Source organism: Bradyrhizobium sp. CB2312 (assembly GCF_029714425.1).
In the GTDB taxonomy this organism is placed as follows: Bacteria; Pseudomonadota; Alphaproteobacteria; order Rhizobiales; family Xanthobacteraceae; genus Bradyrhizobium.
The window spans coordinates 9,581,545-9,600,703 of the sequence record NZ_CP121668.1 but is presented as its reverse complement, the minus strand read 5'-3'; the positions used below and the strand labels follow the sequence as shown (position 1 = coordinate 9,600,703).

Below are 19,159 nucleotides of genomic sequence, written 5' to 3'. Positions count from 1 at the left end.
TCATGGTCGTGCCCCTGGGCCTGAAATCGGCAGGCCGTTGGCGACGTAGGACAGGAAATACTCGACGTCGCGATATTCATCTGCCTGCGGCTCGAGCGGAACCGCGCGGGTCTGGCTGTTGCAGGTGACGAAGCGGCGGCTGGTCGTGCCCATGCCGCTCCATTCAGACCGGTAGATCGGCATTGCGTTCAAAATGCCGAGCGCGGGGGCCAGGATCTCGGCGCGGATGCGCTCGCCCGGGCTCTGCACATGGCAGCTCGCGCAGGAGAAATTCAGCTGGCCGCGGCGGGTGTAGAAATAACGCTTGCCGTTCTCGAAGGCTTCGAGTGCGCGGGGATCATCGGGAATCTTGATGTCCATCGGCTTGCCGCGCGACGTGTAGGCCATGTAGGCGGTCAGCGAAGCCATCTCGTCCTTGACGTAGGAATAGGGCGCTTCGCCATTGGCCTCGCGGCAGCGGTTGAGCGCGAGCTCCAGCGTGACGACCTTGCCCTCTTTCGTGTCGAAGTAAGGATAGTTCTGGCGAATGCCGATGCCGCCGTTCGGGAAGCAGTCGGCATAGGTCTTGCCGTTCTTGAACGGCGTCGCGAACATCTCCTTGCCGGCATCGAGCGCGAACTCGTAAGGCGGAAATTCCTCCTTCTCCTGCCACTGCCGCTTCATGTCGGCGTTCATGGAATAGGGACCGTTGACGAAGTCCTCGTGCTTCACATCCGGAAACTTCTGGAAGAAGAAGTTCTGGAACGCCTTCGCGTCGGCGACGGGATCGACCTTGTCGGCCGCGACCACGCGCGGGGAGGTCAGCGCGAACGCGACCAGCGCGGCGCTGAGCGAGCCAAGCAGGAGCGAGGTGCGGGCCTTCATCACGAAATCTTCGCGGTGGTCGTATCCGACGCACCCTTGTTGTCGGTCCAGGAGATCTTGAGCTCGTCGCCCTTCTTGGCGCCCTTGAAGCTGAACTTGACGTAGGGGTCCTTGGAGACCGCGGTGCCCCAATCGGCGACGAAGACGTCCTTGCCGTTGCATTCGAACTTCAGCTGCTGGATGAAGTGCGCGGGGATCAGCTCGCCCTTGGAGTCCTTGACGAGACCGGTGTCCATGGGGTGCTGGATCAGTGTCTGCACCTCGGTGATGTCGCCGTTGGTGGTGGCGCGGACGCGAATGCTGGATGCCATGTCGATCTCCCTCAGAGCATGATCCGGAAAAGTGTGCAGCGGTTTCCCGACCAGATCATGCCCAAAAATAAAAGGTAAAGCGCGATAATCGCGCTTTACCCGCCGCAGCCGCCGACGGTGACCTTGACCTCTTTGGTCGCGCTGTAGAGCTTGCCGTCGGCTTCGACGATCGCGGTCACGTTGGTGGTCTTGGCCATTTTCAGGCGATTGGCGACGCCCGGCAGCGTGCCGTCGGGAATCCTGTAGGAAGCCGCGAGCGGGTTCGGGTTCTCGGCCACGAAGAACGAGATCGAGGTCACCTTGTCGAGCGTCGTCGACACCGAGATCGGCACCACGCCGCCATTCTCGGCGATCTCCGGCGCATCGAGCTTGATCTTGTCGGAGGGCTCGGCGGTCTTGCCGTAGAGGGCCTTGATCGCGTCGGCTTCGTTCTTCAGCTTGAACGCCTCTTCCGGATATCTGTCGTTCGCCGCCGCGAGCGCCGACGTAGCGCCGAACGGCAGATTGCCAAGGCCGAGCAGCGCGACGCCGGCTGCGCCCTGAAGGATCAGGCGCCGCGTCGGAAGAGGGCCGGTGGTGGTGGTCATCTCAAATCTCCTGGGATGCCTGAAGTCACAGGGTCTGCAGGAAATCAACGATCGCGCTGATCTCCTGCTCGGTCAAAATCCGGTTCCGGCCGAACGGCGGCATCATGGTCTGCGGGTTGCGCTTGGTCTCGTCGAAGATGATCGCGACCAGCTCGTTGCGATCAGGGTATTTTGATTTGATGTCCTTCAGCTCCGGACCGATCGTTCCCGGCAGGTCGCCGCCCTTGATCACGTGGCAGGTCAGGCAGTTGCCCTTGCCGCGGTCGAAGGCGAGCTTCTGGCCCTCGGCGACAGCGGATTGCGCCCGCGCAGGGCTTGCGGCAAGGCCGGCGGCGAGTGCCAGCAGGAGGTAAAGGACGGGCGTCCGGGGAAGGGCGGTCAAGGCGTCATTCCGAGGCGTTATGTCGATGATCTCGTTCGCGGAAATATAGCGTTCCAAAGCACAAAGGGCATCGCCTGACAATCAAGACTATGCACGCGGCAAAATGGAGTTAATATCTTCCGCATTGCAACTAAAGAGATTATTTGTTCGGCGGATTCGGACCCAAGAGTTTCGGACCCAAGAGTTTCGGACCCAAGGGTAAGGTCAACGGACGTGGGTCGGCTGTTTTCAGGGCGTTTGGGCGCTCGTTCTGTTTTTTATCTCGTTCTCGTTTTTCAAGGGGACCTCAATTGGCTGAATATGTCGTCGAATTTGGCAGGGACGGCGGACGGGTCGAACCGGACGGGCGGCTCGATGCGCCGGCATTTCATCGCAATCACGAGCCGCTCTGGGCGGCGCTGGAGAAGCACGTCGCTGGGCTGACCGGCAACGTGGTCGAGGTCGGCAGTGGAACCGGCCAGCACGTGGTCCATTTCGCCCGCCACACGCCGGGCCTCGTGTGGTGGCCGAGCGATCTCAACCAGCGGCATCTGAAGAGCATCGAGGCCTGGCGCGTCCATTCGGGCCTGCAAAACATCCGCTCGCCCCTGCGGATCGATCTCACCGATCCCGACTGGTGTCCGGAGATGCGAAGCGGGCAGGCGCCGACCAGCCTTGCCGCATTGTTCTGCGCCAACGTCATCCACATCGCGCCATGGAGCGTGGCCGAGGGCCTATTCGCCGGCGCCGGCCGCTACTTGCGCGCCGACGGCAAGCTGTTCCTCTACGGTCCCTTCAAGCGCGACGGCAAGCACACTGCGCTCAGCAATGCCGTGTTCGACACCTCCTTGCGTGAAGGCAATCCCGAATGGGGCGTGCGCGATGTCGGCGATGTCGAGAAGCTGGCAACGGCGGCAGACCTGCGCTTGGTCGACACCATCGAGATGCCCGCGAATAATCTGACTCTGGTGTTTTCGCGGAGTTGAGCGCGACGAGATCCGGGCTGTCGCCGCGACGGCGGTGCGCTCCCTCCCCCGCGAGGGGGAGGGAATGAGGGAGCAGTGCCCGCCTCACGTTACGCTCCGATCAAAGCTTCGACGGGACGGCGCTAGCCCTCCCCATCCCGCCAGCCGATCTTCTCCTTCAAGAACCGGAAGCCGATCACCTCGAAGCCGGCGCGCTCCTTGTTGTCCTTGCCATAGCCGTGGCCGCCGGCGGCCGGTTCGTAGAACCAGGCTTCATAGCCCATCGCTTGCAGCTTCGCCGCCATCTTGCGCGCGTGGCCGGGATGGACGCGGTCGTCGCGCCGCGTGGTGGCGATCAGGATCGGCGGATAGGACTGGCCGGCTTTCACGTTGTGATAGGCGGAGTAGGTCTTCAGCCATTCCCACTCCTCCGCCTTGTCGGGGTCGCCATATTCCGCGATCCAGCTCGCGCCCGCGAGCAGCTTTGTGTAACGGCGCATGTCGATCAGCGGGATGGTGCAGAACAGTGCGCCGAACCGCTCGGGATAGCGCACCAGCATGTTGGTGATGAGGATGCCGCCGTTCGATCCGCCCTGCGCGGCGATGCGCTTTGCGCTCGTTACGCCGCGGCGGACGAGATCGGCGGCGACGGCTGCGAAATCGTCATGCGACAGCTTCTTGCCGGCGAGCCGGCCGGCATCGTGCCAGCGCGTGCCGAACTCGCCGCCGCCGCGTAAGTTCGCCTGCACCGTCGTGCCGCCGCGCTCCAGCCACAGCTTGCCGAGCGAGGCGTTGTAGTACGGCTTCACGGAATGTCCGAAGCCGCCATAGGCGCTCATGTAAACCGGCGCATCGCCGGTGTCGGTCGCGGGACCCGTCTGCACATAGGGAATGCGCTCGCCGTCGACCGAGATCGCCTCGTGCTGCGTCACCACGAGGCCGTCGGCGGTGAATGTCTTCGGCGCCTGCTTCAGCACCATCGGGCTTTCGACGCCGCGTTCGAGCAGCAGCAGCGACGGCGGCGTCAGCGGATCCTGCACATTGGCGAGCAAATCGCCATTGCTCTCGCTGGGATAACGGTCGAGCGGCCAGACGTCGACGACCCCGATCTGCGGCAGGCCGGGGAGCGTCTTTCGGCTCCAGCCGGTGGCGGACGGCGTGCAGATTTCGAAGCGCGGCTGGAGCTCGTCGAGGATCGACAGCACCAGCTTGCCCGCGGCCCAGAACAGGCCCTGCAGCGCTCGCCGCGGCGCCGGCTCGAACAGCACGGCAAAATCGCGGCTGCCGGCGAGGAAGGCCGAGAGCGAGATGCCGAGCACGGTGTCGGTGGCATAGCTGCGGCCTTCGACGGACCAGTCCTTGCGCAGCTTGATCGCGAACCAGTCGCCATGCGCCTGCATCCAGATGCCGGTCGGCAGATCGAGCTTCGTCGTGGTGCCGGCCGCATCGCGCAGCCAGATTGCGTGATTGAAGAAGTCGATCTGGTCGACGATCCAGACCCGCGGTGCAGGTCCGGTGTCGTCGCTCATGCCGTAGATCATCATGTGATCGGCAGTGGTCTCGATGATCACCTGCGCCTGCTCGACCGCCTGTCCGCGCCGCCACAGCCGGACTGTCCGCGCATAGCCGGAGCTCGTCGCCATGCCCTCGCCATGCGCGCTCGACAGCAGAAGCGTGTCGGCATCGAGCCAGTCGACGCCGCCCTTTGCTTCCGGCAGCGCAAAGCCGTCCGTGACAAAGCTCTTCGTGGCGAGGTCGAACTCGCGCAAGGTGACGGCGTCGCTGCCGCCGCGCGACAGGCTCAGGATCGCCCGCGAGCTGCCGGGCATCGTGGCCATCTGGCTCAGCAGCCAGTCCTCGCCTTCGTCCGCTGCGAGCTTGTCGACGTCGAGAAGCGTCTCCCACGCGGGACTCGCTTTGCGAAACTCCGCCAGCGTGGTCCGCCGCCACAGGCCGCGCGGGTTGGTGGCGTCCTTCCAGAGATTGTGCAGATCGCTGCCGCGCCGGCTGACATAGGGGATGTTGTCGGGACGATCATAGATCGCGGCGAGGATGTCGCGGTCGCGCTCGAAGGCCGCGCCGCCGAAGGCAGCGAGCGTCAGCTGATTCTGCCGCTCGACGAAATCAAGCGGCTGCTTGCCTTCGATCTCCTCCAGCCAGAGCCAGGGATCGTCATCGGGTGCGCTGAGCGTGGGCCTGTCGTCGGCGGACATGAACGAAACTCCGAAAAATCGCGGCGGATAGGATTTGATCGAGCGCAAGCCGTCAAGGGCGTGCTCCGGTATCATCCGCCTGATTGCGTCAGAGGCATGGCCCGCGCCCGTTTGCGCCGGTTGCCCGCCCTCCCGTGCCCCTCCATAGTGCCGGGAATCAACGCGCTCCTCGAGAGCCCCTTGGGGCGGAAATGCCGATGCTAGACGTGACTTCAGCCAACGAGATCGCCGACGATTCGCGCGTGCGTGCCAATGTGGTGCGCCTTGCGGCCGCGCAGGCGCTGACCGGCGCCAACTCGGCGGTGATCTTCGCCACCGGTGCGATCGTCGGCGCCACGCTCGCGCCCGACATGTCGTTCGCGACCGTGCCGATCTCGATGTATGTGGTGGGCCTCGCCGCCGGCACGCTGCCGACCGGCGCGATCTCGCGCCGCTTCGGCCGCCGCGCCGCCTTCGTGGTCGGCACCGGCCTTGGCGCGCTGACGGGCCTGCTCGGCTGCTTCGCCATCCTGCACGGCTCGTTCGCGCTGTTTTGCCTCGCGACCTTCCTCGGCGGCCTCTATGGCGCGGTGGCGCAATCCTATCGCTTCGCCGCCGCCGACGGCGCCAGCGTCGCTTATCGGCCCAAGGCCGTGTCGTGGGTGATGGCAGGCGGCGTGTTCGCCGGCGTGCTCGGTCCGCAGCTCGTGCAATGGACCATGGACGTGTGGTCGCCTTATCTGTTCGCCTTCAGCTTCCTGGTGCAGGCCGCCGTGGCGCTGGTCGCGATGGGCATCGTCGCCGGCGTCGATATGCCCAAGCCCGCGCCGGCCGATCTGCACGGCGGCCGGCCGCTGCTCACGATCGTCAGTCAGCCGCGCTTCATCGCCGCCGCGCTGTGCGGCGTCATCTCCTATCCCGTGATGAATCTGGTGATGACCTCGGCGCCGCTCGCCATGAAGATGTGTGGCCTCAGCGTGTCCGATTCCAATTTCGGCATTCAATGGCACATCGTCGCCATGTACGGCCCGAGCTTCTTCACCGGCGCGCTGATCGCGCGCTTCGGCGCGCCCGTGATCGTCGCTGTTGGCCTGCTGCTGGAAGCGGGCGCCGCCGGCGTCGGCCTCTCCGGCCTCACCGCGATGCACTTCTGGGCCACCTTGATCGTGCTCGGCGTGGGCTGGAATTTCTCCTTCATCGGCGCCTCCGCGCTGGTGCTGGAGACGCATCGCCCGCAGGAGCGCAACAAGGTGCAGGCCTTCAACGACTTCCTGGTGTTCGGCATGATGGCGATCGGCTCGTTCTCCTCGGGCCAGCTGCTGGCCAATTTCGGCTGGTCCGCGGTGAACATGGTGGTGTTCCCGCCGGTGGTGCTGGGCCTTGCCGTGCTCTCGCTGGTCTCCTGGGCACGCCGCCGCAAGGCGCGGCTGGAGGCGGCCATGGGCGAGTTCCCCGACGCGGTGTGATGCGCAACAAGTTGGCAGGAGGCTGTCAGCAACGTTGATAGTTCGATCCCGGTCGAAGTGATTTTCTAGAGCAGGTTACTAGATGTCGTCATGGCCGGGCTTGTCCCGGCCATCCACGTCTTAGGACGCTGAAGAAAGAACGTGGATGCCCGGGCATAGGCGAGCGGAAGCGACGCCGTCCTTCAGACGGCTATGCCCGGGCATGACGGAGTAAGTGGCGATGCTCGATAATCTTCATCATCCACCCATCGGCGAATCCTCCCTCCGCTACGAAGGCTGGCGCATCGTCGCCGTCTGCTTCCTGCTCGCGACCTTCGGCTGGGGGCTCGGCTTCTACGGCCAGAGCGTCTATGTCGCCGAGCTCCAGCGCGCGCGGGGCTGGCCGGCCTCGCTGATCTCGTCCGGCACCACGTTCTTCTATCTGTTCGGCGCGCTGCTGGTCGTCTTCGTCGGCGAGGCCGTTCGAAAATATGGCCCGCGCATCTGCCTCATCGCCGGCACGCTGGCGATGGCGGCAGCTAGCGTCGCGATCGGCGCGGTGCGCGAGCCCTGGCAGCTTTATCTCGCCGACGCCGTGCTCGCCTTCGGCTGGGCCGGCACGAGTCTCGCCATGATCACCAACACGATCAGTCTCTGGTTCGACCAGAAGCGCGGCATGGCGATCAGCCTCGCGCTCAACGGCGCGAGCTTCGGCGGCATCGTCGGCGTGCCGCTGCTGGTGACGCTGATCGGCCATATCGGCTTTGCCAGCGCGATGTGCGCCGCCGCCGGCGCCATGCTGGTCCTGCTCGTGCCGGTGATCCTGCTCGTTGTCGGCCGTCCGCCCGATCTTCACGGCTGGCAGGCGACAGCGAAAGCGAAGCCGCAATCGTCGACAGAGATCCGCGCCTGGGCGCTGCGCGACCTCGGTTTCCTCACGGTGACCATTGCGTTCGCGCTGGTGCTGTTCGCGCAGGTCGGCTTCATCGTCCACCTGATCTCGTTCCTCGACCCCGTGATCGGCCGTGAGCGCGCCGCGGTTGCCGTCGCGGTGCTCACCGCGATGGCGGTGGTCGGCCGCGTGCTGTTCTCACTGGTGATCGACCGCCTCAACCAGCGGCTGGCGTCCGCGCTCTCCTTCCTGAGCCAGGCTGCAGCACTTCTCGTCGTCATCAATCTGCACAACGACTACGTGCTGATCGCGGCCTGCGCGGTGTTCGGCTTCTCGGTCGGCAACCTCATCACGCTGCCGTCGCTGATCGTGCAGCAGGAGTTCGACCCCGCCTCGTTCGGCGTGCTGATCAGCCTCAACACCGCGATCAACCAGGTGACCTATGCCTTCGGCCCCGGAATCGTCGGGGCCTTGCGCGATTGGTCCGGCAGCTATTCCCTGCCGTTCTATCTCTGCATCGCGCTCGAGGTGGCGGCGGCCGCGTTGATCATGGTGCGGCGCAAGCGAAAAGCGAAGCTCTTGTAGGGTGGGCAAAGGCGCACAGCGCCGTGCCCACCACCTGTATCTATATCGCGAGATTGGTGGGCACGCTTCGCTTTGCCCACCCTACGAGATCGTGCCCCTACAAGATCACGCTTCGCGTTGCCTCAAGAGGTCCTCCACATCCAGCCGCTTGGTAAACATCGCGAGCTTCCCATCCGGCCCGAACGGCCATTGCTCGCTGGGCTTGTCCCAATACAGCTCCACGCCATTCTGGTCCGGGTCGCGCAAATACAGCGCCTCGCTGACGCCGTGGTCGCTGGCGCCGTCCAGCGCGATGCCGGCCGAGAGCACCCGGTGCAGCGCATCCGCCAGCGCCGGGCGGGTCGGATAGAGGATCGCGGTGTGAAACAATCCGGTCGTGCCCGGCGGCGGCGGCGAGCCGCCCTTGCTCTCCCAGGTGTTGAGCCCGATGTGGTGATGATAGCCGCCCGCCGAGATGAACGCCGCGCCGGAGCCCATGCGCTGCATCAGCTCGAAGCCGAGCACGCCGCAATAGAAGCCGAGCGCGCGCTCGAGATCGGCGACCTTGAGGTGGACGTGGCCGATCCGGGTGCCGGCGGCGACGGCGGATGTTTGCGACATGTGGCTGCTCCGTTTCTGAACTCCACATAGGCCCGGCTTCGGGACGGCGCTACCAGCGCATCCTGAAACCCATCGTTTCCGGATGCGAAACTATGAGAGCTCCGGCACCTCGCCGTCGGGCAGCTCGAACTCGAACGTGTTCAGCGTCATCGACACCATGGTGTAATAGCCGCACAGCCCGATCACCTCGACCACGCCGCGCTCGCTGAGCAGCTTCACCGCCTCATCATAGAGGCCCTTCTCGACGCCGTGACCCTCATGCAGCGACTTCGCGAGGTCGTAGATCATCTTAGCCTTGGGATCGTCGAACTCGGGCGTGCGGCGGTCGCGGATCGCGTCGATGATCTCTAGGTCCATGCCGCCCGCAAGCGCGAGGCGCTTATGCGCATACCATTCGTAATGCGCGGTCCAGTGCCGTGCCGTCACCAGGATGGCGATCTCCGAGAGTTTTGCCGGAAAGATCGTATCGAAGCGCAGCACTTCGCCGAGCCGCGTCGCATGGCGCGCCATCTCCGGGCTGTTGAGCCAGGCCATCATCGGCGCCGGCGGCTTGCCGCGCTTGCCGGCAATCGACTCGTCATAGGTCTGCCGCTGGCTCTCGTTCATTTCGCCAGGCGAAAGAAGCTTCAGGCGCATTCTCGTTTCCTCTTTGTTTTCAAGCACCGTCGTGGCCGCGACTATAGCGGAATGCGGCTGCGGAAGTGGTTGAATTCCACGGTGCGATGGCCCAGAGTCGCCGCCAACAAGTCGATTTTGATTGATGGAAACGACCATGAGCGACACTGAAAACGCCGATCTCGAAAAATTCCGCAACGAGACGCGCGCCTGGCTGGAAGCCAATTGCCCGCCGGAGATGCGCAAGCCCGTGACGTCGGACACCGATGTGTTTTGGGGCGGCCGCAACGCAAAGTTCTCGTCCGAACCGCAGCGCATCTGGTTCGAGCGCATGCGCGACAAGGGTTGGACCGTGCCGGATTGGCCGAAGCAGTATGGCGGCGGTGGCCTCAGCGCCGCCGAGCACAAGGTGCTGCGCGCCGAGATGGCCAAGATGGGCGCGCGCCCGCCGCTGTCGAGCTTCGGCATCTGGATGCTCGGACCCGCTCTGCTGAAATACGGCAATGACGCGCAGAAGCAGGAGCATCTGCCAAAAATCGCGGCGGGCGAGATCCGCTGGTGCCAGGGCTATTCCGAGCCCAACGCCGGCTCCGATCTCGCCTCGCTCCAGACCCGCGCTGAGAGCGACGGCGACGATTTCGTCATCACGGGCTCGAAGATCTGGACGTCCTACGCCAATTACGCCGACTGGATCTTCTGCCTCGTCCGCACCGATCCCGCGGCCAAGAAGCACGACGGCATCAGCTTCATCCTGTTCGACATGACCTCGAAGGGCGTGACGACCAAGCCGATCCTCTTGATCTCCGGCTATTCGCCGTTCTGCGAAACCTTCTTCGACGGCGTCCGCGTGCCGAAGTCGCATGTGGTCGGCACCGTCAACCGCGGCTGGGACGTCGCAAAATATCTGCTGCAGCACGAGCGCGCGATGATCTCCGGCATGGGCGAGCGCGGCGTCGGCCGTCCGCTCGGCCAGATCGCAGCCGACTCGGTCGGCTCCGACGCGCAAGGCAAGCTCGACGATGCGATGCTGCGCGGGCAGATCGCAACGTTCGACGTGGATGAAGCCGCGCTTGCGGCTTGCGCGGAGCGCGCGGTCGATCTCGCCAAGGCCGGGCAGGCGCATCCAGCGTTCTCCTCCGCGATGAAATATTACGGCACCGAGCTCAACAAGCGCCGCTACGAGATCCTGATGTCGGCCGGCGGCGTCGATGCGCTGGAATGGGAGAGCGAGCGCTCCAAGCAAGGCGCCCGCCCGCGCGCCTGGCTGCGCACCAAGGCGAATTCGATCGAGGGCGGCACGTCCGAGGTCATGCTCGGCATCGTCGCCAAGCGTATCCTGGATTTGCCGGGGGCGTGAGCACGCTCTCACCACCCGTCATTCCGGGGCGCGCGCAGCGCGAGCCCGGAATCCATACTCCCGATCGTGGTTATGGATTCCGGGCCTGGCCCTTCGGGCCATCCCGGAATGACGACGACAGATAGATTTCGAATCGGAAGCAAGCACATGGCCCTCGTCCTCACCGAAGAACAATCCATGCTCCGCGACTCCGCGCGCGGGCTGATCAGCGACAAGGCGCCGGTGTCGCACCTGCGATCTTTGCGCGACTCCAAGGATCCCACCGGCTTCGCCAAGGAGCTGTGGCACTCCTTTGCCGAGATGGGCTTTGCCGGCCTCTTGGTGCCGGAAGAGTTCGGCGGCTCTGGCCTCGGCGTCATGGAGGCCGGAATCGTCATGGAGGAGATCGGCCGCACCTTGATGCCGTCGCCGTTCCTCGCCACCAGCGTGGTCGCGACCTCAGCGCTGAACCGCGGCGGCAATGCCGCGCAGAAGTCGGACTATTTGCCGAAGATCGCGAACGGCTCGCTGCTCGCGACACTCGCGATCGACGAGGGCGCCAAGCACCGCCCGCTCCAGACCAACCTACAGGCCGTGCGCGCTGGCAACGGTTTCAAGCTTTCCGGCGCCAAGGCGCTGGTGGTTGACGGCCACGTCGCTGATCTCCTGATCGTCGCCGCGCGCACCGCCGGCTCGGCCGGCGATCGGGAAGGCCTGACGCTGTTCCTGGTCAACCCCAAGGCCAAGGGCATCTCGATCGAGCGCACCATCATGGTCGACGCCCACAACGCGGCGCGGATCGAGTTCGCCAATATCGAGGTGAACGCCGACAGCGTGCTCGGCGAGGTCGATCAGGGCGCTGGCCTGCTCGACGGCGTGCTCGATATCGGCCGCGGCGCGGTCGCCGCCGAAATGGTGGGCTTGAGCGACGAAGTGTTTGGCCGCACCGTCGAGTACCTCAAGAACCGAAAGCAGTTCGGCAAGCTGATCGGCGAATTCCAGGCGCTGCAGCACCGCGCCGCCGAGCTCTATGTCGACATCGAGATCACCCGCGCCGCCACGATGAAGGCACTGCAGGCGCTGGATGCCGACGTTACCAAGGCTGCATCAGCCGTCGCCGTCGCCAAGGCGCGCGCCGGCACCACCGCCACCCGCGCGGTGCAGGAGGGCGTGCAGATGCACGGCGGCATGGGCATGACCGACCAGTTCGACATCGGCTTCTTCATGAAGCGCGCACGGGTGTGCGAAGAATTGTTCGGCGACGCCAACTACCACACCGAGCAGCTGGCCCGGGTGCGGGGGTATTGATTTTGTAGCCCGGATGGAGCGCAGCGAAATCCGGGTTCTATTCCCGCGGTGAGACAGCTCCCGGATTGCGCTGCGCTCCATCCGGGCTACGGACTGAGGCGCTGCCATCGCGCCGCACACGCACTGTCGTCGCCCGGCTTGACCGGGCGACCCAGTACGCCGCGGCCTCTCCGTCTACGATTGACGTCTCTGGAATACTGGATCGCCCGCTTGCGCGGGCGATGACAGTTGAGATTGTGGATGGCGCTCGCCCCAAACTCGTCATGGCCGGGCTTGTCCCGGCCATCCACGTTCTTGCGGTGCTCTGAAAACGTGGATGCCCGGGACAAGCCCGGGCATGACGATGGATAGTGGCTGACGGTGGTCAGACCGTCCTACCGCATCGGCGGCGCGTACTGCACGCCACCCGCGTTCCACAGCTGGTTCATGCCGCGCGGGATCTTCAGCTTCGACTTCTCGCCGATGTTGCGCTCGTACATCTCGCCGTAATTGCCGACGTTGCGGATGATGCGGACCACCCAGTCCTTAGTGAGGCCGAGCTGCTCGCCGTAATTGCCCTCGGTGCCGACGAGGCGCATTACCTCGGGTTTCTTCGACTTCAGCGCCTCGTCGATGTTCTCGGAGGACACGCCGAGCTCCTCGGCGTTGATCATGGCGTAGAGCGTCCACTTCACGATCATCATCCAGTCGTCGTCGCGCTGGCGCACGACGGGGGCGAGCGGCTCCTTGGAGATCATGTCCGGCAGGATCATGTGGTCGCCGGGCTTCGACAGGTTCAGCCGGAGCGCATAGAGCTGGGAGACGTCGGCCGAGAGCGTGTCGCACTTGCCGGTGTCGTAGGCCTTCACCACGTCGTCGAGCTTGTCGAACTTCACCTCTTCATACTTCATGTTGTTGGCACGGAAGTAATCGGAGACGTTGAGCGCGGTGGTGGTGCCGGCCTGCACGCAGACCTTGCTGCCGGTCAGGTCCAGCGCGGTCTCCTTGTTGCGCGAGCGCGGCAGCATGAAGCCTGCGCCGTCGTAATAGGCGACCGCGGGGAAATAGAGGTCGTAGTCGAGCTCGCGCGCCATGCTCCAGGTCGAGTTGCGCGAGAGGATGTCCACCTTCCGGCTCTGCAATTCCTTGAAGCGCTCGCTGGCGTCGAGCGGCACGAACTTGGCCTTGCTCGGGTCGTTGAAGATCGCGGCAGCGACGGCGCGGCAGAAATCGACGTCGAAGCCGGTCCAGTTGCCCTTGTCGTCGGGGATCGAGAAGCCCGGCAGGCCCTTGTTGACGCCGCACAGCACCTCGCCGCGGCGCACAGTGCGCTTCAGGGTGCGGGTGTCGTAGAATTCATAGATGATGGCCAGAACGGCGACCAGCACGGCGACCGCGAGCCCGATCAGCAGGCCGCCTCGAAATGTGCGCATGATGTCTCTCTCTCGAAATAATCGGGAAAAGGAGGTTTGGGGAGGGGGCAGAGCATGATCCGCAGGATCATGCTCGAACCATAACCCTTAGAGCTCGGGCTTCTGCCGGATGACGACCTTGGTGCCGACAGGCACGCGCTCGTAGAGATCGGCGACGTCGTTGTTGACGAGACGGAAGCAGCCCGACGACACCTTGGTGCCGATCGTGTCGGGGCGGTTGGTGCCGTGGATGCGGTAGACGGTGGTGCCGAGATACATCGCGCGGGCCCCTAACGGATTGCCGGGGCCACCGGCCATGAAGCGCGGCAGATAGGGCTGGCGCTGGATCATCTCCGGGGGTGGCGTCCAGTCCGGCCATTCCTTCTTGTTGGTGATGGTCACCAGCCCTTGCCACTGGAAACCATCGCGGCCGACGCCGATGCCGTAGCGGATCGCGCGCCCGCCCGGCTGCACCAGGTAAAGGTGACGCTCGGCGGTCGAGACGATGATCGTGCCCGGCGCTTCGGTGGTGCGGAAATAGACCACCTGCTTCTGCCATTCCGGATCGAGCTGGTAGCTCTCATCGGCGATCAGGCCCGGCTCGTCGCCGCGGTCCGGCTGCTGGGCGAAGGCCTGCGGCGCGGACAGGATCAGTCCCATCGCAGCCAAGAACATCCCGGTCAGGCGACGAAAATCGGTCATGTGAAGCTCTCCCCGCTGCCACAGCGCAAATCGTTCGAATACATCAAATCTCAGGGGCATGTTCATGGCAAGTTGATGGCGCGCGGCTGGTATGTCACGAGAATACCTATGGTTTTTTGACGGGCCGCGGGCAATGCCACAAACAGGGGATGGCGCGAAAAGCAGTATCAGCGACACCCTCGTCGGGCAGGCGGCCGAAATTAGGGGGCGTCATGCCCGGGCTTGTCCCGGGCATCCACGTTCTTCGTACTGCGCATTAAGGCGTGGATGGCCGGGACAAGCCCGGCCATGACGATGTGGAGACCGCGACGCTTCGATCGCCAGCGGGATATTAAATCTTACTACTCTCCGCCGCGATCCCGAGCCGCCGCACGATCTCGGCCCCGACCGCGCGGGCCTCGAGCCGCGAGCCGATGCGGGGGCTGCGAAACCGTCGTCCCGAGCGCAACCGGATCGTGACGATGCAGTGCTCGTCCTCGGACCGGCCGCGGCGGTCGACGCTGATCGTCTTCACGTCGCACCCCTCGATATGGTCCACGCGTGGCGTGCCGTCGCCCCATAAGCGTTCGACGCGGATATCGCTCTCGCGGATGATCCAGAACGCGCCGGTCACGAGATTGGCGTAGCGGTGCACGGCGAACGCCGCGAGCGCGCCGAGCGGCAGCAGCAGGATATCGACGTGGCTGGGCGGCCATCCGCGCCAGAGCTTGTAGGCGTAGGGCACGGCGGACAGTGCGACCGCGATCAGCGCAACGATCCTGATGTCCCGCACGGAAAACGCCTCGAGCGGCTCGCCGAGATGCATCTCGGGATTGCTGGCATCGAGCGGATTGCGAGGTGCCTCGACATTGGGGACGTCGAACTGCGTGGCGATCCGCGTCACGGTGTCGTGCACATGCGTGACGTCGGAGATCGGCGGGGAGGTCAGGCGCTCGCCCGAAGCGAGCGTGAAGACGAGCTGAAAGCGGGCCTTCACCCGCTTGCTGCCGGGAACTTGCAGTCCGCTGATGTTGTCCTTGCCGACAACCCGCGTCTGGAGCTTTCCGAACGGACGCTGCTTTCCGATCAAGATCTCGTTCGGGGTGATGATCCACACCACCGCCGGCGCCATCATGATGCCGACGACGAACCCTGTTCCCACGAGCAGCGCGACCACCGAGATGATCACCTCCAGCACGTCGTGCGTGAACAGGCCCGGCGTGAAGCACAGCGCGACGGCGGCGGCAGAGCCGGCCATGACCAGCCGCTGCGCGATCGAGGAGCCTTCACGAAGGCGGATGTCGGTGCTGGTGGTCGCGTCGGCCATTGCGGGCGGCTGATTCCGTCGCCCGCGAAACTCCACGGACGGGTCCGTGGAGTCAAGCCGCAACCGAAAGCCGCTGATGCGGCATCAGCTGTTGGCGTTCAGCAGCCGGGCGACGGTGCGGTCGATCTGGTCGTAGGCGCCTTCGCCCTCGTGCTGGAACACGATCTTGCCGCTCTGGTCGATGATGTACTGCGCCGGCCAATACTGGTTGCGATAGGCGTTCCAGGTCTTGGAGTCATTGTCCTGCGCCACCGGATAGGTGATGCCGTGGCGCTTCAGCGCGGCCTGGACGTTGGAGGCGGAGCGCTCGAACGGGAATTCCGGCGTGTGCACGCCGACCACGACGAGGCCCTTGTCCTTGTATTTGGCATAGAGATCGGTGACGTGCGGCAGCGTGTTGACGCAGTTGACGCAGCCATAGGTCCAGAAGTCGACCAGCACGACCTTGCCGCGCAGGTCGGCGATGCCAAGCGGTTTCGAGTTGAACCAGGTGTTGATCCCGGTGAAGTCGGGTGCGGCCTGTTGGCTCGTGGCCGCGACCTGGATCGGCGCTGCCGCTGCGGTGCCGACAGGCGTCGCGCGCGCGGCGTCGTCGCAGATGCCGGGGATGACGGCGCCGGTCACGGCCATGCCGATCAGGGCGGCGGAAACGGCGAGCAGCTTGACAGTCATGGACGTGTTCTCCGTTGGGATGCGAGGGATCACAGGCCGATCTGGCCGGTGGGATAGAAGCCGGTGAGCCACGCCACGATCAGCGTGTCGTATTGGAAGTAGGCGGCGAGGGCGAAAGCGATCACGACGATGCCAAAACCCTGCTGCAGCCGCGGCGAGATCCGCGCCAGGCTGCGCACCCGCGTGGTCGCGGCCTGTCCGCCATAGGCGATCGCCAGCATCGGGATCGCAGCGCCGATGGCGTAGGCGACCAGCAGCGTGCCGGCCCAGGCCAGGTTCTTCGAAGTCGCGACCAGCGTCAGGATCGAACCGAGCACGGGCCCTGCGCAGGGCGTCCAGACCAGGCCCAGCGTGGTGCCGAGCACGAGCCCGCCGATCGCACCCTCGCGCTGCACGCCGCTCGCAGCGCCAAGGTCGAGCCAGCCATTGAGCCGGATCGACAGCCATTCGAACGGCGCCGGCCACAGCATCAGCAGGCCGAACCCGAGCAGCAGAATCGCGGCAGCCTCGCGCAGCACGTTCGGATCGAAATCGAATGCCCGCGTGAGCGCGCCGAGCAGCAGCGCGACGGCGGAGAACGAGACGACGAAGCCGAGCGCGATCATCGCTGGCCGCAGATGCCCCGCGCGCCCGATCGAGGCGCCGAGCAGGATCGGCAGCATCGGCAAGGTGCACGGCGCGGCGATGGTGAGGATGCCGGCGAGAACAGCGAAGAGAAGTTCGAGCATGGAGCCCTCGTGATGGAGGTCACGAGGGCAGTTCGGAGTGGGTGAGGCGGTCGTTACGCGGTGTCACACGTTCGTGACGCAGTAGCTCCCTCGCGGGGGAAGCAACAGGTGCGGACCACGGTGACGCCGCGCTCCCTCCCCCCTTGCGGGGGAGGGCGGGGGAGAGGGGTGGCCCAAGAAATGGTCTATCCGCCTGCGATCGTGCGGCGCGCACCAATCGTTGGAGTCCCCGTGCGGCACCCCTCTCCCTGCCCCTCCCCCGCAAGGGGGGAGGGAATGAGAGAGCGGGGCCCGCCTCACTTCGCCACCCCCAAACACAAAACGACCCGGACGGGGGCATCGTCCGGGTCGCTGGAGGTCCTTGGGAGGTTTAACGAAACCGTATGTGAGCTTTATAGGAGGGAAGTTTTTCCGCCTGATGTTGTGCTTCGTTTCAATTGTTTCGTCGGCGGTAACACTTCCGTGTCCGGGGACAGGGCCTGAGTTGTGGTCCTATCCCGTTGAAATCCTTGATTTTACGCGGCGAAACGGTCGACGCCGGCGCCCTTAAGCAAATCGGCCAGCTGCTTGCGGGCGTAGAACATGCGGGTCTTCACCGTGCTCTGGGGGATGCCGATGATCTGACCGACCTCCTCCACCGACTTCTCGTGGTAGTAGACGAGGTTGATGATCTCGCGATGCGCGGGCGACAGCTTTGCGACGCAGGCGCGCAGGATGGCGCTGGTGTCGCTGCGGTCGAGCGAGGTCTCCGGGGTGTCGGTGTCGTCAGGGATCTGGCGCACATCCTCCTGGTCGATGTCCTCGAAACGGCGCTGGCGCATCGCGGTCAGCGCCTTGAAACGGGCGATCGAGAGCAGCCAGGTCGAGACCTGCGAGCGGCCCTGGAATTGCCCGGCGGTCCGCCACACGTCCAAGAACACCTGGCTGACGAGGTCTTCCGCCGTGGTGGCATCGCGCACGATGCGCAGGATGAAGCGATAGACCCGCACATTGTGTCGGCAATAAAGGATGTGCATGGACGTCCGGTTGCCGTCGGCAATGCTCTCCAGAAGCATGTCGTCCGAGGTCGCTTGAGCGGCAATGATGCTCTGGCTGGCCTGGGCGTTGATGGCGATGACGTTCGGCATTGACTTAGCTCCCCGGTGCGCCGCAACCGAGCGGCGTTTCCTTGGACCAAAGTGTTAATCAGCCAACGTTTCGGGACGTCTGCACGAAAAGCGGAAAATGGTTTCGTGCGCCGCCAAATTGTTTCGTCGAAAAGGGCGCGACGAAACATTCGAGACAAAAAATCGTGGAATTTCAATGTACGGAAAATACGGGGCGGGCGATTTGGCGGGGCAGGAACGAATTTCGGGCTCTTGCGTTCGCTCGCGCGGCACCCATCAGCGTCGTCCCGGGGCGCGAAGCGAGCCCGGGGACCCATAACCACAGGGAGGAGTTTGGCGAAGACTCGGAGTTTCGAGCTCGGCGTCATAACCACGGCCTGTGGTTATGGATCCCGGATCAGCGCTCCGCTGCGCTACGCTTGTCCAGGATGACAGCGGAGTGTGGGCCCCCTTACGCCTTCTCGCCCGCGGGCGAGAACAGATAGCCGCCGCCGCGGATGGTGCGGATCACGGCGGGCTTGGTCGGGTCGGGCTCGATCTTGCGGCGGATGCGCATGATGCGGAGGTCAACGGCGCGATCGAAGGCTTCGGCGTCGCGCGCATTGGCAAGCTCCAGCAGACGCTCGCGCGACAGCACGCGCTTCGGATTGGCCGCGAACACCTTGAGCAGTCCGAATTCGGACGCGGTCAGCGGATGCTCGTTGCCCTCGTCGTCGCGCAAGGCCTGCGCCTCGAGATCGAGCCATTTGGTGCCGAAGCGCACCAGCTGGTCCTTGTCGGATTTCGCCGCCGCCGTCTCCGCTGCTGCCGCCTTCACTGGCGTGCTCCGCCGCAGCACCGAGCGGATGCGCGCCATCAGCTCGCGCAGCTCGCAGGGCTTTGCGACGTAATCGTCGGCGCCGAGCTCGAGGCCGACGACGCGGTCGATCGGGCTCGCGGTTGCGGTGAGCATGATGACGGGCACGTTGATGCGGCTCTTGAGATCGCGGATGATCGAGAGGCCGTCTTCCTCGGGCATGTTGAGGTCGAGCACGACGAGATCGGGCATGCTGCCCTGGATCGCGGCGCGGAGCGACTTGCCGCCGTCGCACAGCGTCACGGTGAAGCCGTGCATCTTGAGGTAATCGCCGACCATCTCCCGGGCCGGGGCCTCGTCGTCGACGATCATGATGTGCTGGCTTTGTGTCATGTCA

19 protein-coding genes are annotated in these 19,159 nt (G+C 64.8%); 5 read left to right on the top strand and 14 right to left on the bottom strand.

The features are described from left to right. The 4 genes from soxA to soxX form a co-directional block, all read right to left on the bottom strand. Positions 1-864: a sulfur oxidation c-type cytochrome SoxA gene (soxA, locus tag QA642_RS45700; protein WP_283082681.1), complete on the bottom strand. Its 864-nt coding sequence runs from the start codon at positions 862-864 to the stop codon at positions 1-3. Next, positions 864-1,175: a thiosulfate oxidation carrier complex protein SoxZ gene (gene soxZ / locus QA642_RS45695; RefSeq protein ID WP_283082680.1), complete on the bottom strand. Its 312-nt coding sequence runs from the start codon at positions 1,173-1,175 to the stop codon at positions 864-866. The genes soxA and soxZ overlap by 1 nt, the downstream gene beginning before the upstream one ends. Before the next feature lie 95 nt (positions 1,176-1,270). Next, entirely contained in the window at positions 1,271-1,762 is a 492-nt protein-coding gene (gene soxY / locus QA642_RS45690; protein ID WP_283082679.1) for a thiosulfate oxidation carrier protein SoxY, read from the bottom strand. A gap of 25 nt (positions 1,763-1,787) precedes the next feature. Further along, positions 1,788-2,144 (bottom strand): sulfur oxidation c-type cytochrome SoxX, encoded by a 357-nt coding sequence (soxX, locus tag QA642_RS45685; RefSeq protein WP_027563197.1) that lies wholly within the window; start codon positions 2,142-2,144, stop codon positions 1,788-1,790. A gap of 290 nt (positions 2,145-2,434) precedes the next feature. Here soxX and QA642_RS45680 point away from each other — a divergent pair, with 290 nt between their 5' ends. Continuing rightward, positions 2,435-3,109: a DUF938 domain-containing protein gene (locus tag QA642_RS45680; RefSeq protein ID WP_283082678.1), complete on the top strand. Its 675-nt coding sequence runs from the start codon at positions 2,435-2,437 to the stop codon at positions 3,107-3,109. A 122-nt stretch (positions 3,110-3,231) separates the two neighbouring features. Here QA642_RS45680 and QA642_RS45675 read toward each other — a convergent pair whose 3' ends face one another. Beyond that, positions 3,232-5,301, bottom strand: a complete 2,070-nt coding sequence (locus QA642_RS45675; RefSeq protein ID WP_283082677.1) for a prolyl oligopeptidase family serine peptidase — start codon at positions 5,299-5,301, stop codon at positions 3,232-3,234. A 197-nt stretch (positions 5,302-5,498) separates the two neighbouring features. Here QA642_RS45675 and QA642_RS45670 point away from each other — a divergent pair, with 197 nt between their 5' ends. Together QA642_RS45670 and QA642_RS45665 are read left to right on the top strand one after the other, a co-directional pair. Continuing rightward, positions 5,499-6,746 (top strand): MFS transporter, encoded by a 1,248-nt coding sequence (locus QA642_RS45670; protein WP_283082676.1) that lies wholly within the window; start codon positions 5,499-5,501, stop codon positions 6,744-6,746. 220 nt (positions 6,747-6,966) lie between these two features. Continuing rightward, entirely contained in the window at positions 6,967-8,202 is a 1,236-nt protein-coding gene (locus QA642_RS45665) for an MFS transporter (RefSeq protein ID WP_283082675.1), read from the top strand. A 105-nt stretch (positions 8,203-8,307) separates the two neighbouring features. Here the strand turns inward: QA642_RS45665 and QA642_RS45660 are convergent, their stop codons facing one another. After that, positions 8,308-8,802 (bottom strand): VOC family protein, encoded by a 495-nt coding sequence (locus tag QA642_RS45660; RefSeq protein WP_283082674.1) that lies wholly within the window; start codon positions 8,800-8,802, stop codon positions 8,308-8,310. A 90-nt stretch (positions 8,803-8,892) separates the two neighbouring features. Next, on the bottom strand, positions 8,893-9,438 hold the full coding sequence (locus QA642_RS45655; protein WP_283082673.1) for a carboxymuconolactone decarboxylase family protein: 546 nt from the start codon (positions 9,436-9,438) through the stop codon (positions 8,893-8,895). Between the two features lie 136 nt (positions 9,439-9,574). Between QA642_RS45655 and QA642_RS45650 the strand changes: the two genes are divergently transcribed. Further along, positions 9,575-10,774: an acyl-CoA dehydrogenase family protein gene (locus QA642_RS45650; protein WP_283082672.1), complete on the top strand. Its 1,200-nt coding sequence runs from the start codon at positions 9,575-9,577 to the stop codon at positions 10,772-10,774. Between the two features lie 147 nt (positions 10,775-10,921). Continuing rightward, on the top strand, positions 10,922-12,061 hold the full coding sequence (locus QA642_RS45645) for an acyl-CoA dehydrogenase family protein (RefSeq protein WP_283082671.1): 1,140 nt from the start codon (positions 10,922-10,924) through the stop codon (positions 12,059-12,061). Between the two features lie 374 nt (positions 12,062-12,435). Here QA642_RS45645 and QA642_RS45640 read toward each other — a convergent pair whose 3' ends face one another. The 7 genes from QA642_RS45640 to QA642_RS45610 all read right to left on the bottom strand — a co-directional run bounded on the left by QA642_RS45640 (position 12,436) and on the right by QA642_RS45610 (position 19,155). Then, positions 12,436-13,473 (bottom strand): amino acid ABC transporter substrate-binding protein, encoded by a 1,038-nt coding sequence (locus tag QA642_RS45640; RefSeq protein WP_283082670.1) that lies wholly within the window; start codon positions 13,471-13,473, stop codon positions 12,436-12,438. An 87-nt stretch (positions 13,474-13,560) separates the two neighbouring features. Beyond that, the gene (locus QA642_RS45635) at positions 13,561-14,154 is read right to left on the bottom strand and encodes a L,D-transpeptidase (protein ID WP_283082669.1); all 594 of its coding nucleotides are present in this window, start codon (positions 14,152-14,154) and stop codon (positions 13,561-13,563) included. Between the two features lie 331 nt (positions 14,155-14,485). Further along, positions 14,486-15,460 carry a hypothetical protein gene (locus tag QA642_RS45630; protein WP_283082668.1) on the bottom strand — a complete coding sequence of 325 codons (975 nt, stop codon included), beginning with the start codon at positions 15,458-15,460 and terminating at the stop codon, positions 14,486-14,488. Between the two features lie 84 nt (positions 15,461-15,544). Continuing rightward, positions 15,545-16,132 carry a thioredoxin family protein gene (locus tag QA642_RS45625; RefSeq protein WP_283082667.1) on the bottom strand — a complete coding sequence of 196 codons (588 nt, stop codon included), beginning with the start codon at positions 16,130-16,132 and terminating at the stop codon, positions 15,545-15,547. 29 nt (positions 16,133-16,161) lie between these two features. Then, a complete protein-coding gene (locus QA642_RS45620) occupies positions 16,162-16,860 on the bottom strand; it encodes a cytochrome c biogenesis CcdA family protein (RefSeq protein ID WP_283082666.1) in 699 nt (232 codons plus the stop codon). Between the two features lie 515 nt (positions 16,861-17,375). Continuing rightward, positions 17,376-17,987 carry a sigma-70 family RNA polymerase sigma factor gene (locus tag QA642_RS45615; protein ID WP_027563183.1) on the bottom strand — a complete coding sequence of 204 codons (612 nt, stop codon included), beginning with the start codon at positions 17,985-17,987 and terminating at the stop codon, positions 17,376-17,378. A gap of 430 nt (positions 17,988-18,417) precedes the next feature. Beyond that, complete coding sequence (locus tag QA642_RS45610; RefSeq protein WP_283082665.1) at positions 18,418-19,155, bottom strand: response regulator; 738 nt, start codon at positions 19,153-19,155, stop codon at positions 18,418-18,420. Positions 19,156-19,159: the final 4 nt, after the last annotated feature.